Annotated in this window: 15 protein-coding genes and 2 pseudogenes; 5 read left to right on the top strand and 12 right to left on the bottom strand. The window is 44.7% G+C overall.

The features are described from left to right. Nucleotides 1–207 (top strand): transposase (locus tag A3848_RS22350; RefSeq protein ID WP_178382058.1); only part of this gene is annotated, 207 nt, incomplete at its 5' end. Between the two features lie 100 nt (nt 208–307). Here A3848_RS22350 and A3848_RS22345 read toward each other — a convergent pair. After that, nucleotides 308–643 (bottom strand): helix-turn-helix domain-containing protein, encoded by a 336-nt coding sequence (locus A3848_RS22345; RefSeq protein WP_074087067.1) that lies wholly within the window; start codon nt 641–643, stop codon nt 308–310. A 142-nt stretch (nt 644–785) separates the two neighbouring features. On the opposite strand from A3848_RS22345, the gene A3848_RS22340 reads away from it, so the two are divergent. Continuing rightward, nucleotides 786–1,172, top strand: coding sequence for a hypothetical protein (locus A3848_RS22340; RefSeq protein ID WP_074087065.1), 387 nt, complete (start codon nt 786–788; stop codon nt 1,170–1,172). Nucleotides 1,173–1,504: 332 nt separating this feature from the next. Here the strand turns inward: A3848_RS22340 and A3848_RS33105 are convergent. Next, nucleotides 1,505–1,663, bottom strand: a pseudogene (locus tag A3848_RS33105) (EcsC family protein); the annotation flags it as partial. Here A3848_RS33105 and A3848_RS33100 point away from each other — a divergent pair. After that, nucleotides 1,626–1,817, top strand: a complete 192-nt coding sequence (locus tag A3848_RS33100; protein ID WP_256702532.1) for a hypothetical protein — start codon at nt 1,626–1,628, stop codon at nt 1,815–1,817. The pseudogene A3848_RS33105 and the gene A3848_RS33100 sit on opposite strands and share 38 nt — an antisense overlap. 532 nt (nt 1,818–2,349) lie before the next feature. Here A3848_RS33100 and A3848_RS22325 read toward each other — a convergent pair. The 3 genes and pseudogenes from A3848_RS22325 to A3848_RS22320 all read right to left on the bottom strand — a co-directional run bounded on the left by A3848_RS22325 (nt 2,350) and on the right by A3848_RS22320 (nt 5,152). Continuing rightward, complete coding sequence (locus A3848_RS22325; protein WP_371916097.1) at nt 2,350–3,096, bottom strand: U32 family peptidase; 747 nt, start codon at nt 3,094–3,096, stop codon at nt 2,350–2,352. A 54-nt stretch (nt 3,097–3,150) separates the two neighbouring features. After that, a pseudogene (locus A3848_RS33470) lies at nt 3,151–3,618 on the bottom strand (U32 family peptidase); the annotation flags it as partial. A gap of 589 nt (nt 3,619–4,207) precedes the next feature. Beyond that, nucleotides 4,208–5,152, bottom strand: a complete 945-nt coding sequence (locus A3848_RS22320) for an alpha/beta fold hydrolase (RefSeq protein ID WP_074087059.1) — start codon at nt 5,150–5,152, stop codon at nt 4,208–4,210. A 100-nt stretch (nt 5,153–5,252) separates the two neighbouring features. Here A3848_RS22320 and A3848_RS22315 point away from each other — a divergent pair, with 100 nt between their 5' ends. Next, nucleotides 5,253–6,164: a helix-turn-helix transcriptional regulator gene (locus tag A3848_RS22315; protein WP_074087058.1), complete on the top strand. Its 912-nt coding sequence runs from the start codon at nt 5,253–5,255 to the stop codon at nt 6,162–6,164. 514 nt (nt 6,165–6,678) lie between these two features. Here the strand turns inward: A3848_RS22315 and A3848_RS22310 are convergent. Further along, nucleotides 6,679–7,065, bottom strand: coding sequence for an EVE domain-containing protein (locus tag A3848_RS22310; RefSeq protein WP_371915968.1), 387 nt, complete (start codon nt 7,063–7,065; stop codon nt 6,679–6,681). 97 nt (nt 7,066–7,162) lie between these two features. Between A3848_RS22310 and A3848_RS33095 the strand changes: the two genes are divergently transcribed. Then, nucleotides 7,163–7,393 (top strand): flavodoxin domain-containing protein, encoded by a 231-nt coding sequence (locus A3848_RS33095; protein ID WP_256702529.1) that lies wholly within the window; start codon nt 7,163–7,165, stop codon nt 7,391–7,393. A gap of 152 nt (nt 7,394–7,545) precedes the next feature. Here the strand turns inward: A3848_RS33095 and A3848_RS22300 are convergent, their stop codons facing one another. The 6 genes from A3848_RS22300 to A3848_RS22275 all read right to left on the bottom strand — a co-directional run bounded on the left by A3848_RS22300 (nt 7,546) and on the right by A3848_RS22275 (nt 14,502). Beyond that, on the bottom strand, nt 7,546–8,268 hold the full coding sequence (locus A3848_RS22300; protein ID WP_074087056.1) for a type 1 glutamine amidotransferase family protein: 723 nt from the start codon (nt 8,266–8,268) through the stop codon (nt 7,546–7,548). Nucleotides 8,269–8,307: 39 nt separating this feature from the next. Continuing rightward, entirely contained in the window at nt 8,308–9,201 is an 894-nt protein-coding gene (locus A3848_RS22295) for a DUF2785 domain-containing protein (protein ID WP_074087054.1), read from the bottom strand. Nucleotides 9,202–9,295: 94 nt separating this feature from the next. Then, complete coding sequence (locus tag A3848_RS22290; RefSeq protein ID WP_074087053.1) at nt 9,296–10,216, bottom strand: helix-turn-helix transcriptional regulator; 921 nt, start codon at nt 10,214–10,216, stop codon at nt 9,296–9,298. A gap of 51 nt (nt 10,217–10,267) precedes the next feature. Continuing rightward, nucleotides 10,268–12,859: an FtsX-like permease family protein gene (locus A3848_RS22285; RefSeq protein ID WP_074087052.1), complete on the bottom strand. Its 2,592-nt coding sequence runs from the start codon at nt 12,857–12,859 to the stop codon at nt 10,268–10,270. Then, nucleotides 12,856–13,539 (bottom strand): ABC transporter ATP-binding protein, encoded by a 684-nt coding sequence (locus A3848_RS22280; RefSeq protein WP_039295964.1) that lies wholly within the window; start codon nt 13,537–13,539, stop codon nt 12,856–12,858. The genes A3848_RS22285 and A3848_RS22280 overlap by 4 nt, the downstream gene beginning before the upstream one ends. 24 nt (nt 13,540–13,563) lie before the next feature. Beyond that, complete coding sequence (locus A3848_RS22275; protein ID WP_074087050.1) at nt 13,564–14,502, bottom strand: VanZ family protein; 939 nt, start codon at nt 14,500–14,502, stop codon at nt 13,564–13,566. Nucleotides 14,503–14,561: the final 59 nt, after the last annotated feature.

Below are 14,561 nucleotides of genomic sequence, written 5' to 3'. Positions count from 1 at the left end.
AGTGAAGAAGGTTATGCCTTGGCCGTCCGCCGAATGACAGAACCAGAAAGCGTGTTTGGACAACTGAAGAACAACCGGGGCTTCCGGAGGTTTCTGCTTCGCGGCATGGAAAAAGTGACGCTTGAAGTCGGGTGGCTTTCACTTGCTCATAATCTGCTGAAGCAAGCTGCCAATGACCAAAAACACAGATCAGCGATCCTCCAATAACGGGAGAATCGCTGCTTTGCTCACTTTTTGAGGTCTTAAGAATGAAGAAAGCTGTCTAAGTCATAGAAAATCCACTTATGGGACAGCCCCTTGCCTTGCTTCATAATAATTCTTTTAGCACATTTTTAGCCACACGTATCTTCTCATCATTGGAATCACGAAGCATACTTACGATATCCTGAATATCGCTCTCTGCTGAGGTAATCAAGAAATCCTCATTCTGATACGCAAACAGCTGAACTAAATTAACTTCAAGCGATTCTGCTATCTTATGTAAATTCAATAAAGAAACATTCTTCTCACCACGTTCAATCTGCCCTATGTATGAAAAATGAAATCCGCCTTTCTCCCCAAGCGCTTCCTGCGATAAGCCCCGCTCTTTCCGAAGAGCCCGAATCCGGGTTCCTACGAGCTTCAATATTTCTTTATCCATCACGGTATTCACCTCTCCATGTCAAAAGTGTAGACAAGTTTCCTAAAGGTAAACACCAATAAATAAATATCATTATATATTTTAATATTTATAAGTATTATAATAGTGTAATACTTTTCCAAACTCGGTGTGGGAGGTCTTCACTATGGGAAGAAGCATGCAAGAGAAAATCAACGACTATACAGAGCTTGCTCAATATCACATGAAGTTAGCTCATATCATGAAAAATCACAAGCAATATAAAACTGCGTTCTTTCTATGTCATTCAGCACTCATCTCCATGATTCGTGCTTTATGCATCTATGAGCATAGGACAGAGTTTGGTACAGAGATATCATTAATTGATCTTACGCTGCTTGCACATACGGATTACAACCCTGGGCTTGAGATTGTAGTGTTTTTGGGTGAGTTGAATTATATCGTTAACGGGGAATGGGAGGGGGGAGATATGATACAAGATGAGGATATGAAGAGAGTGCTTAGACGGTCGACTGAGGTTTTTAAGGAGTTGTGCTGGAGGATGGGGATTTAGGAATAGTCTGTCGATTCAACTCTAAAGAGGGATTTTTCAGATATGAGCCAGAACCGGTTTGGAATAATAAAGAGGCAGGCGATACCGGGATAAACAGTTGCGAATGGCAGCGTGTTCGGCCACGATATCGGTATGCGACATAGTAATTTTCCCTTCGCGAAAAGTGAGTTGTAGTGACTACTTTTTGACACATTGAAAGCACTTTGCCTCTATTCTTTTTGGTTTTACAGCTCACTGGAAGTTAGCCGCTACTTATGATACGGTTCACCGTAACATCTATAGAACGAAATTGAAGGCCTCACTATTCCTTCATCCCTTAACTCTTTCGCTATTCACTCCGCACTCTTCCCGCCCTGCGCCAATCTCTCCAAAATCCTTTTTTTACGATACAGCATCCGCGCGGCCTCGGCTACCTCTTCCAGCGCTTTGCGGTTCGTATACGCGCCGAAGAACATGCCCGCTACCGGGATGGCCTGGAACAGCTTCTTCCAGGGACACAAGGTAGAGCTGGGTTCAGAGATATCGTTAATTGATCTTTTGCTGCTGATACATAAGGATTTTAATCCTGGGCTGGAGATTGTGGTATTTGTTGGCGAGCTGAATTATATCGTTAACGGGGATGGGCAGGAGTTAGAGGTGATGTAATTTGAGGACTACCTAAGCATCTTAACTTGGAAGTTCGATGTTTTGGACCTAGTCTATCGTCCTTAAATTCGAAGGTTACTTCGATCCTAAGATTTCTACAACTAACCAATGTAGATTCAACGATAAGGGGATTTCTGCTGAAAAGCAGTCGGCCTCTCAAAAAGACTTTTCCTTACTTCTGACACGTTCACTGCGATGGTTGAAGCGGCAAGTTTTAGAGCCGCCCAGTACTGGGCAGCTCTTTCTTGTTCTTTTATGTTAAGCTGAACGATTAGTAGGAAGACAGCGATACACGGGCCAGCAATACGAAAATCATTTCCACGATGAACCAACATGCAAAATTGATTATTTCGTTGATGGATTAGTCCAACACCAGAGAACAAATACTCTTTATGTTCAATGACCACTCTGTACGCGGAATACCCCAATCGCAGAGTCTGCCGTCCGGGCATTTATGTACGCCATAATCTGACCGCTGCCGCTGTTGGTTTCGCTCCCGCCATCATATCGCCAGAACCATCCCTTTGGCTACCTACACAATCTCTTTATTAAAATGTCCTCTTGTGTCTGTTTCCTGATTAAAGACAGCATTATTCATTGAGCCATTTAATTTACCTGACGCCATATTAATGACTTTCACAACCTGCTCTTTGGATTCCACTGTGAAGTTTAATCTAAGTGCCTCGATTCCTTTGAGGTTTGGTAGCTCATCCAGAAGATTAAGCGTCCTCGCATTAAGGAGAGTCGTTGTACAATCATCATGGGAAATGATAGGGAGCGTTCCTTGCTCATCTTTTAACTCATAGCTCTTCGTTTTGCAAATTCTGCATTGATTCATTTTTTTCATCGGACAATATTTTGTAAACATCAAAGGAACCCTACCGTATACAATCATTTCTAGTGCAGGATAGCCGTCATTTTCTTCAACATAGGCATTCATTAAATCTTCAATTTGGCTCTTATTCAATTCATAGGATAAAGTGACTCGTTTTGCACCTAATTTATATAATTCATAGCAACTAGTAGCATTAACAACATTTAGAGAATAGTCCGTAACAAACGGATTCGTTTCTCTGTAGTGATAAATCCCACCATATCCTCCGATGAGTAGCTGCCCTTCTTTTTCCTTATAATCAATCTGATTTCTTCTAACAACGTTTTTAAAATAGATTTCCTTAATTCCACAGCTCACGCAAGCATCGTACTGCTCCTTAGTCGTTACAGAGGCCGTAAGGTATGGTTTTTCAGGGGCAAAGCTTATTTTTTCTTTTGCTTTCAAAGCCTTGGTTCTTTTCTTTTGGCTGTTAAGCTTTAAGTCATATAAGCCCAGTACAATATCTCTTCTTGCTGCATTTAACAGTTTAGCTGGAATAAACGCATTGCATTCTTCATATTCCACATGATTAAGTTCGAATATAGTATCATTTAATCTTGAAAATTGCTTGATTACCTGGTCTTTCGTTGTTGGATTATTAATGGCTTCGCCTAGTATTTCCTCGCTTTCATATGAATAATTAAAGCCTAAGCCCTCCGCATCTATGAAAAGCTTTGAATCTGGACATGCATATACTCTAATATCTATAACCTTTGCATTCGTTGTCTGCAGTTCAAATGATGCCAATGTCAACCGTCTACGTCGGATGTATTCAGATAACGATACTCCAGTAATATACGGAAACATTCTTTGAAAATGATAAGTAGAGCAACAGGCTCTCTGATCTATTTCATCATATGAGATATTGTCCGCCAGATTTGCTTCGATATATTCCATGGCGCTAATCATCCTGTCCAACCAATCCATCGTTTTCCCTCCCTTCAAGATAAATTTTATCGGAGATAAGAAGTGAATGCCGTGCATTCTCTGCACAAAAAAGTCAGCAAAAAACTTGCCCCTACTTATGATACGGTTCACCGTATCATCTCTAACGCGAAATCATTTGTTGTTTTTTCTATGTGTTTTTAATAGCGCGAAATCAAGAAGCACCCTCTTAGGGTGCCCTTATTGTCCTTCTATGTTTTGCTTGCTAAGCGACTCTATTCAGCATCATCGCGGCTTGCACTGTGTCAGCCGGTAGATTGCTAGGAATGTTGTTATACAAGTATTGTACCGCCGTGCACCGCGTGCGGCGGGATCGAGTCCACTTCTATCCAAGCGACGAAGTACTCGGAGATCAGACCCATGAGCCTGATCATGCCCCTTGCCCTCCTTCAACACGCTGACCACACCGTACGCCGCCCGCATGGCTCACGACCGCCACACCATTAGAAGACACGTACTAGCCCAACCGGGGTTGCGGTGCCCAATCAGTCACCTCAAAGACGGTGGCCGCGTCTCATTCCACCCTCCGGTCAAGCCGTAGGGCAGGCTCAGCCTTGAAACGCTCTTGGGACTAGATGGCATTCTGCTGTTCCAGCCATCTCAAAATCGCTTGGTTTGTTTCTTCCGGCTTTTCTTCCTGGATCCAATGACCGCAATCCAGATTGACCACTTCCACATAGGGCACGAACTTTGTCAGGTTTTCAGACTTCGCAACCACATCCCGGTCGCCGTAGATCATGAGGGTCGGCTGCTGGATGATTGGGTTCACTTTCGCCAATAACCGCCAGTTGCGGTCAAGGTTCCTGTACCAATTTATGCTGCCCGTGAATCCTGATGTTTCAAAAGCGGAGACGTAAACGGCCAGCTCACTTTCGCTCATTACGGGCTCACCGAGCGGTGTTTCTGCTCTGGCGAGATTGATCAACGCCATACCTGGCTCAGGTGCTCTGAGAGGCTCGTTCTTCCGGTACAGGTTGCGAAGGAACCTGTATGTATTGTCTTCGAATACGGCGTCCGCGACGCCTGGCTGTCGATTGAAGTGGACGAAATAGAAATCGCCGCCAAGTATTTCTTCCATGAACTCGATCCAGGGTTTTTCTCCGCGCTCTTGGTAAGGCAAGCTCAGATTTATCACTTTATTGACGCGGTTTGGATGCAACAAGGTCAGTCCCCAAACGACAAATGCACCCCAGTCATGACCGACAAAGGTAGCATCCTCGTATCCATAGTGATCGAGAAGCGCGATGAGATCACCTGACAAGTGTTCAATGTCATAGTCTGTTACTTCGGGCGGACGGGATGAGTTGCTGTAACCCCGCTGGTTGGGGACGATGACATGGTAGCCCGCTGCGGCAAGGGCGGCCATCTGATGGCGCCAAGAAAAGGCATGCTCTGGCCAGCCGTGGCAGAGTACAATAGGTTTTCCAGCGTTTTCTCGGCCTGCTTCAAACACTTCGAGTTCCACACCATTGACTGAGATAAGGGTGGGCTTGGGAAAATCGGTTGGATTAAACATTAAATCAAAACCTCCTTCTTGTGATACATGTAGTATAATGGATAAACGGTGACATCTTATTGTCACCGTTCTGAATTCATGTAGAAAAAAGAGGGCAATTATGGACAAAGTGGAGAGACTCATTTCGATTATCATGATATTGCTGAGGAAAGAGATTGTTTCTACAACGGAATTCTCACAACTATTCCATGTTTCCAAAAGAACGATCCTTCGCGATATGGAAACATTGAGCTTATGTAACATCCCGATCTACTCTGTCATTGGCGTCAAAGGCGGCTACGGCATAATGGACGAATACAAGGTCGATAAACGCCTTCTAAGCAGCTCCGATTTACAGAATATATTGGCTGCGCTCGGCGGATTGGAACAACTCCTCCTTACTGAAGAAGTGGAAAGAACGATAAAAAAAATAGAGGCAATGGTTAGTCCATTGTCTCTGAATCGTTCCATTCAACTGTCGTTTTATGATTGGGAAGGTCGGTCCGAGATTCTTGAAACCTTAAAGACATGTCAAGAATCCATATCAAAGAAAAGGCTGGTTTCGTTTGATTATACAGATAAAGACGGGGCTGTAACGGATAGAATGGTTGAGCCCTATGAGCTGCATTTTAGCGAATCGAGTTGGTACTTGAAAGGATTCTGTTTACATCGACAGGGGTCTCGAACATTCAAGTTATCCCGGATCGATCATATTACTATGGATGAACGCGCGTTTCATCCTAGAGACGATTGGTCTGAGCAAGGACACGAAGCAAGTTATCTACCGCAATTCGTCACGATTAAGGCATGGATATCGCCTAGCATAAAAGATCAAATCATCGAAAGGTATGGTCGACGAAGTATTGAAGACCATGGTTCTGGACTTTTATTAGCAACCATATATGTCCCTCAAAATTATTTGGGATTTCAACTTTTAGCAAGCTTTGGCACTCATCTAAAAGTTGTAGAGCCCAAAACCTATCTTGAAGACTTTCGAAATTATTTATATCAAATGGTGGAGAACTATTCCTGATAAAGGTCTCGTCTCGGCATATATGACCAATTCCACATGAGTTAGGTCTTAACGCGCTTCTTAATAGATTTAGCATTGAAGCTTCAACCCTCAACTCAACTTTCCGCTTTACCACTATTTGTGGTATGGTTCACCCAAACTAGCCATAAACAAATATTTCCGATCAAGGCCAAATATGCTATCTTATGCTATGCATTGAAACAACAGACTTAAAAATCAAAACGCTGAATCATCCTAATGCAACAAGCCATATTTACATTGTGGTAAACTATATTTCAAAGAGTAGGGTCCTGTCTGAACTCAATGAGCTACGACAAGGTGGCAACACTTCAGCACAAACTATTCAACTGTTTTGGCTACTATCATCCTTTATTTCTACGTATAAAGAGTTAGGTTTCCAAGCTCACATAACCTGCAGACCTTAAGAAACTTGAATTCCCAAAGCTATTATTGCAGCTATAAAAATTCCGCCCTACTTATGATACGGTTCCCCGCGCTGTCTGAAGAGACAAGTTCAAAAACATTCTATCTGCAAGCTTGGCTCAAGCATCGCACTGGCAATGATCAGAAAGTCCTCGCGTCCGATTTCAAAATGGCCGTAGCGGAAGGAATACCCCCAGTTTCGGTTCCCGCGCGTAAAGCTAAGCTGCTCTAATAGATCTCTAATCTTTACTTCCTGGCATGATATATAGCTGATATTTCTGCGGAATGGCACAAACGATTCGGACATCGGATATTCGTAGACTCTATCATCAGCCACTTCTCCGATTGCTGTGAACGCTTGGAGTGGTTCACCTTTCGTGATTTCCGTGCGTGGGGAATAGTAGATCATCCAATCGCCTGGGCGCATTTTACGTAAAGACGCTGACTTGCCGTGACAGAGCTGGGCGAATCCCCCCATTTTTAACACAGGCCTCTCTAATATCACGGGAAAACTTGACCACATTTTGGTTACCGTTCGTTCTAGAGGAACAGATTCATATTCTAAATGACAAAGGATGAGTCAAATGGCAGTACTAGTTGTATATGCTACGAAAACAGGGGCAACAGAACAATGTATAAAAATTTTAGCAGAAGAGATTTCGGATTGTACCCTTTGTAATATAGAACTGGAGAAGCCTAATATCGGGGATTTTGATTACATCATTTTGGGTGCAGGAGTCAGGGACGGGAAAATATACAAACCCATTCGCGACTTTATCAAAAAAAATCATAATGAATTGCTTTAGAAAAGAATGGGATACTTCATTTGCAATGAGAAGCAAAAGGAGACAAAAGAAATAATAGACCGGAATATCCCCGCTGATCTGAGAGAAGCCGCTGTCTGCATTGAATCATTTGGCGGTTATAAGGCTTATGCTGCACCGAAAGAAGGTTCCGATCAACTGAAAGGAATTTTCTTGGATAAAATAAAAGCCTTTTCCGAAAAATTCAGGAAGAGCGTCTCAACCAATTTCTGAATCTTTGAGCGGGAAATTAAATATATAGGACCCATTGTTTCGATTTTGCCGTCCTTTACCCGTATAGCGCTCTCCTGTTCTGCCGCATAGACATCAATCTCTTCAGACAAGGGGAACAGGTAGCCTTGAACAAACGTGTCGTAGCCCCGTTTAGAATGAGATTCATAGGCAAATTGATCAAAGCCCATACCTTCATAAATAGTACCTGTTTCAACTTCATGGTCCGTGTCATTCAAGCTTAACCATTGAGCAGACATGTTTAGCGCACCGGCGCTGGCACCCAGTATAATGGCATTGCTGTTCTTAATAATGTCCGCTAATTCATAATCCGCCAAGAAATCCTTCTGCAAACCAGGATAACCGCCGCATAAAAAAATGACGGAAGCGTTCTGAATGAATCGCCGGGCATCTTCCTTCTGCATGCGGTAATCAATGAAATGATATTCATCAAAAATAATATTAGCCTGATTCAGCCATGTCCATTCAGAGATATCATCAAAGTTAATTGGCTCATCTGTATAACCAGACGGGTCAGCACTAATCATAACAAGCGATTGTCTGTCTTGTATATCCTCCTGCAAACAATGGACCAGCTTCTCCGGAAAAAATTCATTAAACCAACTGAAATAGTAGTGGGTACTCAAACTTAATTACCTCCATATGTATTATTTCTAGCGCACTTCTTAATTAGCCTCATTAAAACGGTTTAATTTAGCTTCAGCCGTCAGCATGGCGCCGTTAAGAATAAGATTATTTCCGTCATTCCGGACCCTTGTTCTGAAATACAGGCTGCGTACGAAATTTTTCCCGTTTACTCTGGCGATTCTCTGCGTGCGCGTATCCGGCCATTCCGTACACTTCGACAAGCAATGAATCCAGTCGGCAATCTCCTGCTGCGGAAGCAGTGCTTCGCTAATCATCGTGTCCACAATGCTGGCCATGCGCTCGTCTTCCTCCTCGTCAAAAATCCGCACACCGTTATGCAGCATCCCTTTAACCGCCTCCAGCACCTCGCGCTGCAACACATTATCGCTTTCCCGACAGCGGATCAGCTCCTCCAGGGCATCTGCCCCATGAGCCGCAGCATGAGCCCAGCCTTCGACTGCCAGATAACCGCGCAGGTCCTTCTCCTCCTGGTAGTAGCGAAGCAGCGAATGCTTTAGATGCTGGAACTCATCCGGAGTCAAGAATGGATTGTTCCTGTCCCGCTGCACAATAAGAGCGACAGGCAGAACCGAGAACGCCCTGGTAAGCACACTTTGGTCACCCTCGCTTCCAATCCGATAGAACAAATGCCGGTCATCCATTAGAACAGCCAAAAGTTTCCACATTTCCTCACAGGAGAACTTATTATCGCGCTTCAGCCATATGTAAAAAATCGAATAGATATGCTCACGGAGCACAGGCTCCGGATCGCCAATATGTCGCAGCATCAGACAGGTAAAGTCTTGTAACCTTTCTCCCTCACGCAGGATATAACGTTCCTCCTCCAATCTTTGCAGCTTCCGTATCAGTTCTGTTCGTGTGTCCTCCGTACCCCATTCATTGAAATCATCGTCCAAAATGCTGGCTTTCATTTAGTCGGTTCACTCCTAGCCTAGTTATAGCGGGCGGTATGTATTCTTTCCGCCGATATCCCCACTATAGAACACAATGACTGACACCAGGGCGTCAGTCATTGTAGGATAGAAGCATATTTTGCATATATTGCTGAAGCTCCGCCCGTAATTCACGAGGCTCCAGCAGCTCGCACTCCTTGCCGAAGCTTAGAATGAATTTCAGCAGGCCCTCCTCATGAGGAAAAGTATCCCTAACGAGATAGAAGCCATCTTCACCCCGGCTAATTTTCTCTTTCTGAAAGTACTCAGTAAGCTGCGCGCCAATTCGCGAAGTGAATCTGAGCACAACCTGTATGTCCCGCTGCGAATAGCTGTGCTCAATGACCTCGGCGATTCGGTCATCGGGCAGCTCTCTTTTTGCAAAAGGCGGTCCCTGCTTCAGTTGCTTGATCCGCACGAGCTTGAATCTGCGGTAGTCCTCTCTGACCCGGCAAAAACCTATCACGTACCAATGGCCGTGGCGAAAGTCAATCCAGCTTGGCTCTACCGTTCGCTCCAGGTATTCCATATCCCTGTTGATATAGTCGAACACCAGCAGCCTGTTATCCGTGATGGCCTTGCTTATGATCCCCATGTACTCTTTAATTTCCTGCTCCATGCTGAAATGGGACATATCCAGAGTCAGTTTGTGCTTACCTTGCTCCTGCTTATAGGTATGCTCAACCTTTAGCATGATGTCATTAAAAGCTTCGTTCCTGCCAAACAAGCCGTGTAAATTCTTCATTACAGCTACAAACGTATGAGCTTCATCCTGGTTTAAAAAGAGGCTGGTTATATTATAGCTGTCCATAATATAGTATCCTCCGCCCTTGCCGCTGGACGATGCAACCGGTATGCCGGCTTCTCCTATTTTTTCGATATCCCGGTAGATCGTCCGCAAGGATACCTCGAAATGCTCGGCAAGCTCCTTGCCCGTTACCGTACCTTTACCGGAGATGATCAGCAGCATGGAGAGCAATCGATTGACTCGCATGATTGTGTGTGACGTCGGGTAACGTCTCCTCCTCTGGGTGAAGTAAGTGAATCATATATTCTCTTGCTTTAATGCATCAATAATATTCTCCTTTTTTACTTTAGCTCCGGAATAAACAACCGCAGAGCTGACAATGACAAATACACACACAATGACAGACAGAATGCTCATCCAGGGCAGGGTGAACCCATAGCTGAATTTGTTCGCAAATGCTTTATAGATTAGAACCATCACGGCGAAACTGACAGGAAGCCCATACAAGAGCGACTTGACCCCATAAAAAACACTCTCATAGTTCAGCATTTTTGCAAACCCCTTTGGCGTCGCGCCTACGGATTTCAGCATCGCAAATTCCCGTTTGCGAAGAGCCAGCCCTGTTGAGATCGTATTAAAGATGTTCGCAACGGAAATCGCAGAGATTAATACGATAAAACCGTAAGAAAAGACGTTCATCAGCAGAATCTGTTGTTCTTCGCTTATTCTGGATTGATATACATTGTAGACATTCAGATTGGTCTCATTCATCGCTTCAATTTCCTGCTGCGTTTTCACCGGTTCCGTGCTTTTCAAATGGAGGTACATCGAAGCGTTAGCCAGCTCCTCGCCGTCTGCCAGCCGATTCATGACGCGTTCCGACACGATCATATTTAACCCACCTACGCCTACCGGGCTCATCCCCATCGGTGCCTTATCCGTCAATGCGGCAAATATCACTTTATTTGCCTTCGTTTCTTCCCCGCTCTCATTAATAAAACTCGTTAGCTCGATATGTTGACCGATATTCGCATATATAGACTTCGTCTGAATATATTTCCCCGTATCTATATCTTTGTAATGAATCGTATCCATCACGATTGCGGCGGGATGATCCAGATCCGTAAGCTGTTCGTAATCTGCGCCAACCGCTCTGGCATAGGCTTGCAGGCTCGAATCATTCAGTGCATAGAGTTTAATTTCGTAAGGGTATTTCCCGTCTTGCAGCATACTCTTATCCTGCTTAACCTTCTCTTGCAACTCGTCGGCGATGCTTGCTGCATCGACCCAAGCGTTCCCGACTAACTCATGACTCACGTTGTATTCCGTGACGCCATCCAGAGATACAAGCGATTGCATCAACCGGTCATCTAGTCTTTTTCCATTACTGGACGACACTTCAATATCGTAATTGATGCCTTCCAGCGACAATGCCAGAGATTGTGTCAGGCCAGTCGTGAAAAACGATATCGTCAAAAACAAAACGATGCTGATGACAAGCGAAAAAAGAATAACATGATGTCTTCGTTTGTTCCTTTTTAAGTTTTTCAGCCCGATTTCTGCTTCGATTCCGAAGAGCTTACGAATGATCTTCGACGTCTTCACTGCTTTGGCCGTAAGCTTTACGTCAGTGGTTTGGCGAATCGCGTCCATGGGAGATACCCTAGATGCTTTAACCGCCGGGAGATACGCCGAAACGAAAATCGTCAGCATCGAAACAAGACAAGTAATCAAGAGCAATAACGGCGTGACGATAAGCCTCAGCTTTTCACTAGTCCATAATGCCCCTTCAATCATTGTGTTCATGAACGAAAAGGTGATTCCGATTCCGGCAAGACCGCATAAGATGCCAATGGGAATGCTGATCAAACCAATGACGATACCTTCAAAAAATACGGAATTTCGCTTCTGCCTTTTCGTCGCCCCCACGCTCGCGAGCATCCCTAAATGGCGGGAACGTTCCGAGACGGATATCGCAAAAGCGTTATAGATGAGCCCAACCGAGCCAATTATAATGGCCCCCATAATGATTGCCGATAATGAGAACATCATGCTGGATGAGGCTCCGCTGCTGGACAAGCCATAATAACGAAGCAAATCGTTATTATATTGGACAGTGTCAATTTGGTTTTTCTCAGCCAGCTTCTCCGCATGTGCGAACAAGAACGGATTGACCTGCTGCAAGACCACCGACGCATCGACCCGATCGTCCCCCCCGATGATATGATCATCGACATAGCTAATGATCGTATAACCCGGGGCCCAAGCCGTTTCCGACACCGGACGTTTAATGAAGCCTACCACCGTATAATCCCTAATTATGCTATGCTGTAATGTCTCGGTCAATGTGCCGTCTTCCCTGCGCAGCGGTTCCGTCTGATCCAGGGGATGATCGCCCCCTTGTTCGAATCGGTCGCCGACGCGAAGCGTTAGACGGTCGCCGATTTCGTACTTCACTTTGCCATTTGTTGCAACAGACTCGGAGATCACAACCTCCTTGTCCGTGTGCGGAAGACGCCCCTTGCTTATTTCAATCTGAAATTGTGTGAACCCTTGCACATCATATTCCTTAATGAACAAGTACGGCTTATTGGAATTTTGTCCCCCTTCTAATGGGGCATACCCAAGGTCTCTTGTGATTGCAACCGTTTTGGTTGCATCATCGCCCTGTATCGCCGCAAGCTGTTCCTTGGATATATCTTGATACTGAATATGCCACTCCCCTGTATCTGTGATAGTTTGTCTGATCATTAAATCCGCAAAGGAAAAAACAAGCGTAATGACAGCGGTCATCATGGATACCGAAATAATTACGCCAAGAATAGTCACAAGTGTTCGTCTCTTGTTCTGCTTCAGATGCCGGATGGTTAATGTATTGACAATATTCATCGCCTTATCACCTCGTCTTTGGCAATCCTCCCATCTTCGATTGAAATGATTCTGTCGGCTTGCAGGGCGATCCGTTCGTCATGCGTGATTACGATCAGTGTCTGATGATAGGTCTTATTCAGCATTTTCAATAAATCGACGATCTCGCTGCTATTCCTGCTGTCCAGATTCCCGGTGGGTTCGTCGGCCAGCATGATCGCAGGATTGCCGATGATCGCCCTGCCAATCGAGACACGCTGCTGCTGTCCGCCGGATAGCTGATTCGGCAGATGGTTTAATCGATGCTGCAAATTCAACGTATTCACAAGATCAGCCAATTGCTTTTGATCTACCTTTTGTTGATCCAGCAAGAGCGGCAGCGTAATATTCTCTTCCACCGTCAGGACGGGAATCAGATTGAAAAACTGGTAGATCAGCCCGATTTGCCTGCGTCTAAAGATGGCCAGCTGCGTTTCGTCCAAGGTATACATATCCGTATCCTGAACATACACTTTCCCGCCAGTCGGTCGATCCACACCGCCCAGCATATGAAGGAGTGTCGATTTTCCCGATCCGGAAGGTCCGATAATTACGACGAATTCACCTTTTTGGACCGAAAAGGAAACATCATCAAGCGCCTTCACCGCCGATTCGCCTGTGCCGTATATTTTGGACAAATTTTCAATTGTTAAAATCTCCATTGTCATCCCCCCTTCCCTAGATGCTCAATTCCAGGTATATACCATCTCTCTATATCCAATATCCCAAAGGGTTTCATTCCCCTCAATGGTTATCTTAAGCTCATTAGCCCGGGTGAGATAAAGGATCCTCATATCCGGCTCATGGAGCTGATCTTCTGCAGATACAGACAGGAGCTCATGCCCGTCAACCGTAACCTTAATGCTGCCCTGAAAATCCTTATGATCAGGAATTCCATAATTCAAGCTAAGATACAGCTCTCCCTTATTGCCTAGCGAATACGTATATGTTTCCTTCTTTTTACCTTCGATGCCATACACATTATATTGGGGTGTCACGTCTTGACCGCCAATCTTAAGACTGTCCTGTTTGGTTCCCGTTAATCGATTTCCGTTACTATCTTTCCATTCGTTTATCGCTACAAAAGGGCCCACCTCTTTGGTGAACACTTGATCAACTACTCCGAAGACCCCCCACACGCCGAGCATTAAGACAGCACTTGCAATTCCCGTAGCAGCGATATTTCTCCAGTAGTTTTTTGTACGGAAGCCAATCTTGTACGCCCCGAATCCAATAGCAGCGCCCAATGAGTTCTGTATGACGTCGTTCGTGTCAAAGCTGCCGAGGAATGTTAGTGCCTGGATGGTCTCCACCACAAGAATGGACAGGATAAACCCTGTCATGAAGCGAACAAAGCTGGTGCGGTATAACAACGGAAACAGTATGCCAAAAGGTATGAAGGCTGCAAAGTTTCCAATACCCACCAAGTCCATCAGTGTCGGATGTAGAAGATCGGAAAGACCCGGCACCCTAAAAAAACCGTCCGGCAAAAAAATAAAGGTGTACTGACTGATTTGATCTACCTTATCCGCTCTGCCGAAAGCAAAAAGCATAAAATAAAGAATAATCAGGGTGTAGCCTATCGTGATAATAAAAGTAATCTTGCGCTGCTGCTTCACTTGCATGGTTGTACCTCCATCGTTCATCTGATGAATATCATTTTATCTGTCCAAAATGACTTTAC

This window comes from Paenibacillus sp. P32E (assembly GCF_001909085.1).
GTDB classification, from domain to species: domain Bacteria; phylum Bacillota; class Bacilli; order Paenibacillales; family Paenibacillaceae; genus Paenibacillus_AQ; species Paenibacillus_AQ helianthi.
The sequence above is the reverse complement of the archived record's forward strand: the minus strand, read 5'-3'. Positions and strand labels throughout refer to the sequence as shown.

What these genes read in the sequence shown, in the direction of transcription:
- A3848_RS22340 (WP_074087065.1), top strand. Translation starts at nt 786, where the DNA reads ATGGGAAGAAGCATGCAAGAGAAAATCAACGACTATACAGAGCTTGCT.
- A3848_RS33100 (WP_256702532.1), top strand. Translation starts at nt 1,626, where the DNA reads ATGCCCGCTACCGGGATGGCCTGGAACAGCTTCTTCCAGGGACACAAG.
- A3848_RS22320 (WP_074087059.1), bottom strand. Translation starts at nt 5,152, where the DNA reads ATGTTTAATCCAACCGATTTTCCCAAGCCCACCCTTATCTCAGTCAAT.
- A3848_RS22315 (WP_074087058.1), top strand. Translation starts at nt 5,253, where the DNA reads ATGGACAAAGTGGAGAGACTCATTTCGATTATCATGATATTGCTGAGG.
- A3848_RS22310 (WP_371915968.1), bottom strand. Translation starts at nt 7,065, where the DNA reads ATGGGGGGATTCGCCCAGCTCTGTCACGGCAAGTCAGCGTCTTTACGT.
- A3848_RS33095 (WP_256702529.1), top strand. Translation starts at nt 7,163, where the DNA reads ATGAGTCAAATGGCAGTACTAGTTGTATATGCTACGAAAACAGGGGCA.
- A3848_RS22295 (WP_074087054.1), bottom strand. Translation starts at nt 9,201, where the DNA reads ATGAAAGCCAGCATTTTGGACGATGATTTCAATGAATGGGGTACGGAG.
- A3848_RS22290 (WP_074087053.1), bottom strand. Translation starts at nt 10,216, where the DNA reads ATGCGAGTCAATCGATTGCTCTCCATGCTGCTGATCATCTCCGGTAAA.
- A3848_RS22285 (WP_074087052.1), bottom strand. Translation starts at nt 12,859, where the DNA reads ATGAATATTGTCAATACATTAACCATCCGGCATCTGAAGCAGAACAAG.
- A3848_RS22280 (WP_039295964.1), bottom strand. Translation starts at nt 13,539, where the DNA reads ATGGAGATTTTAACAATTGAAAATTTGTCCAAAATATACGGCACAGGC.
- A3848_RS22275 (WP_074087050.1), bottom strand. Translation starts at nt 14,502, where the DNA reads ATGCAAGTGAAGCAGCAGCGCAAGATTACTTTTATTATCACGATAGGC.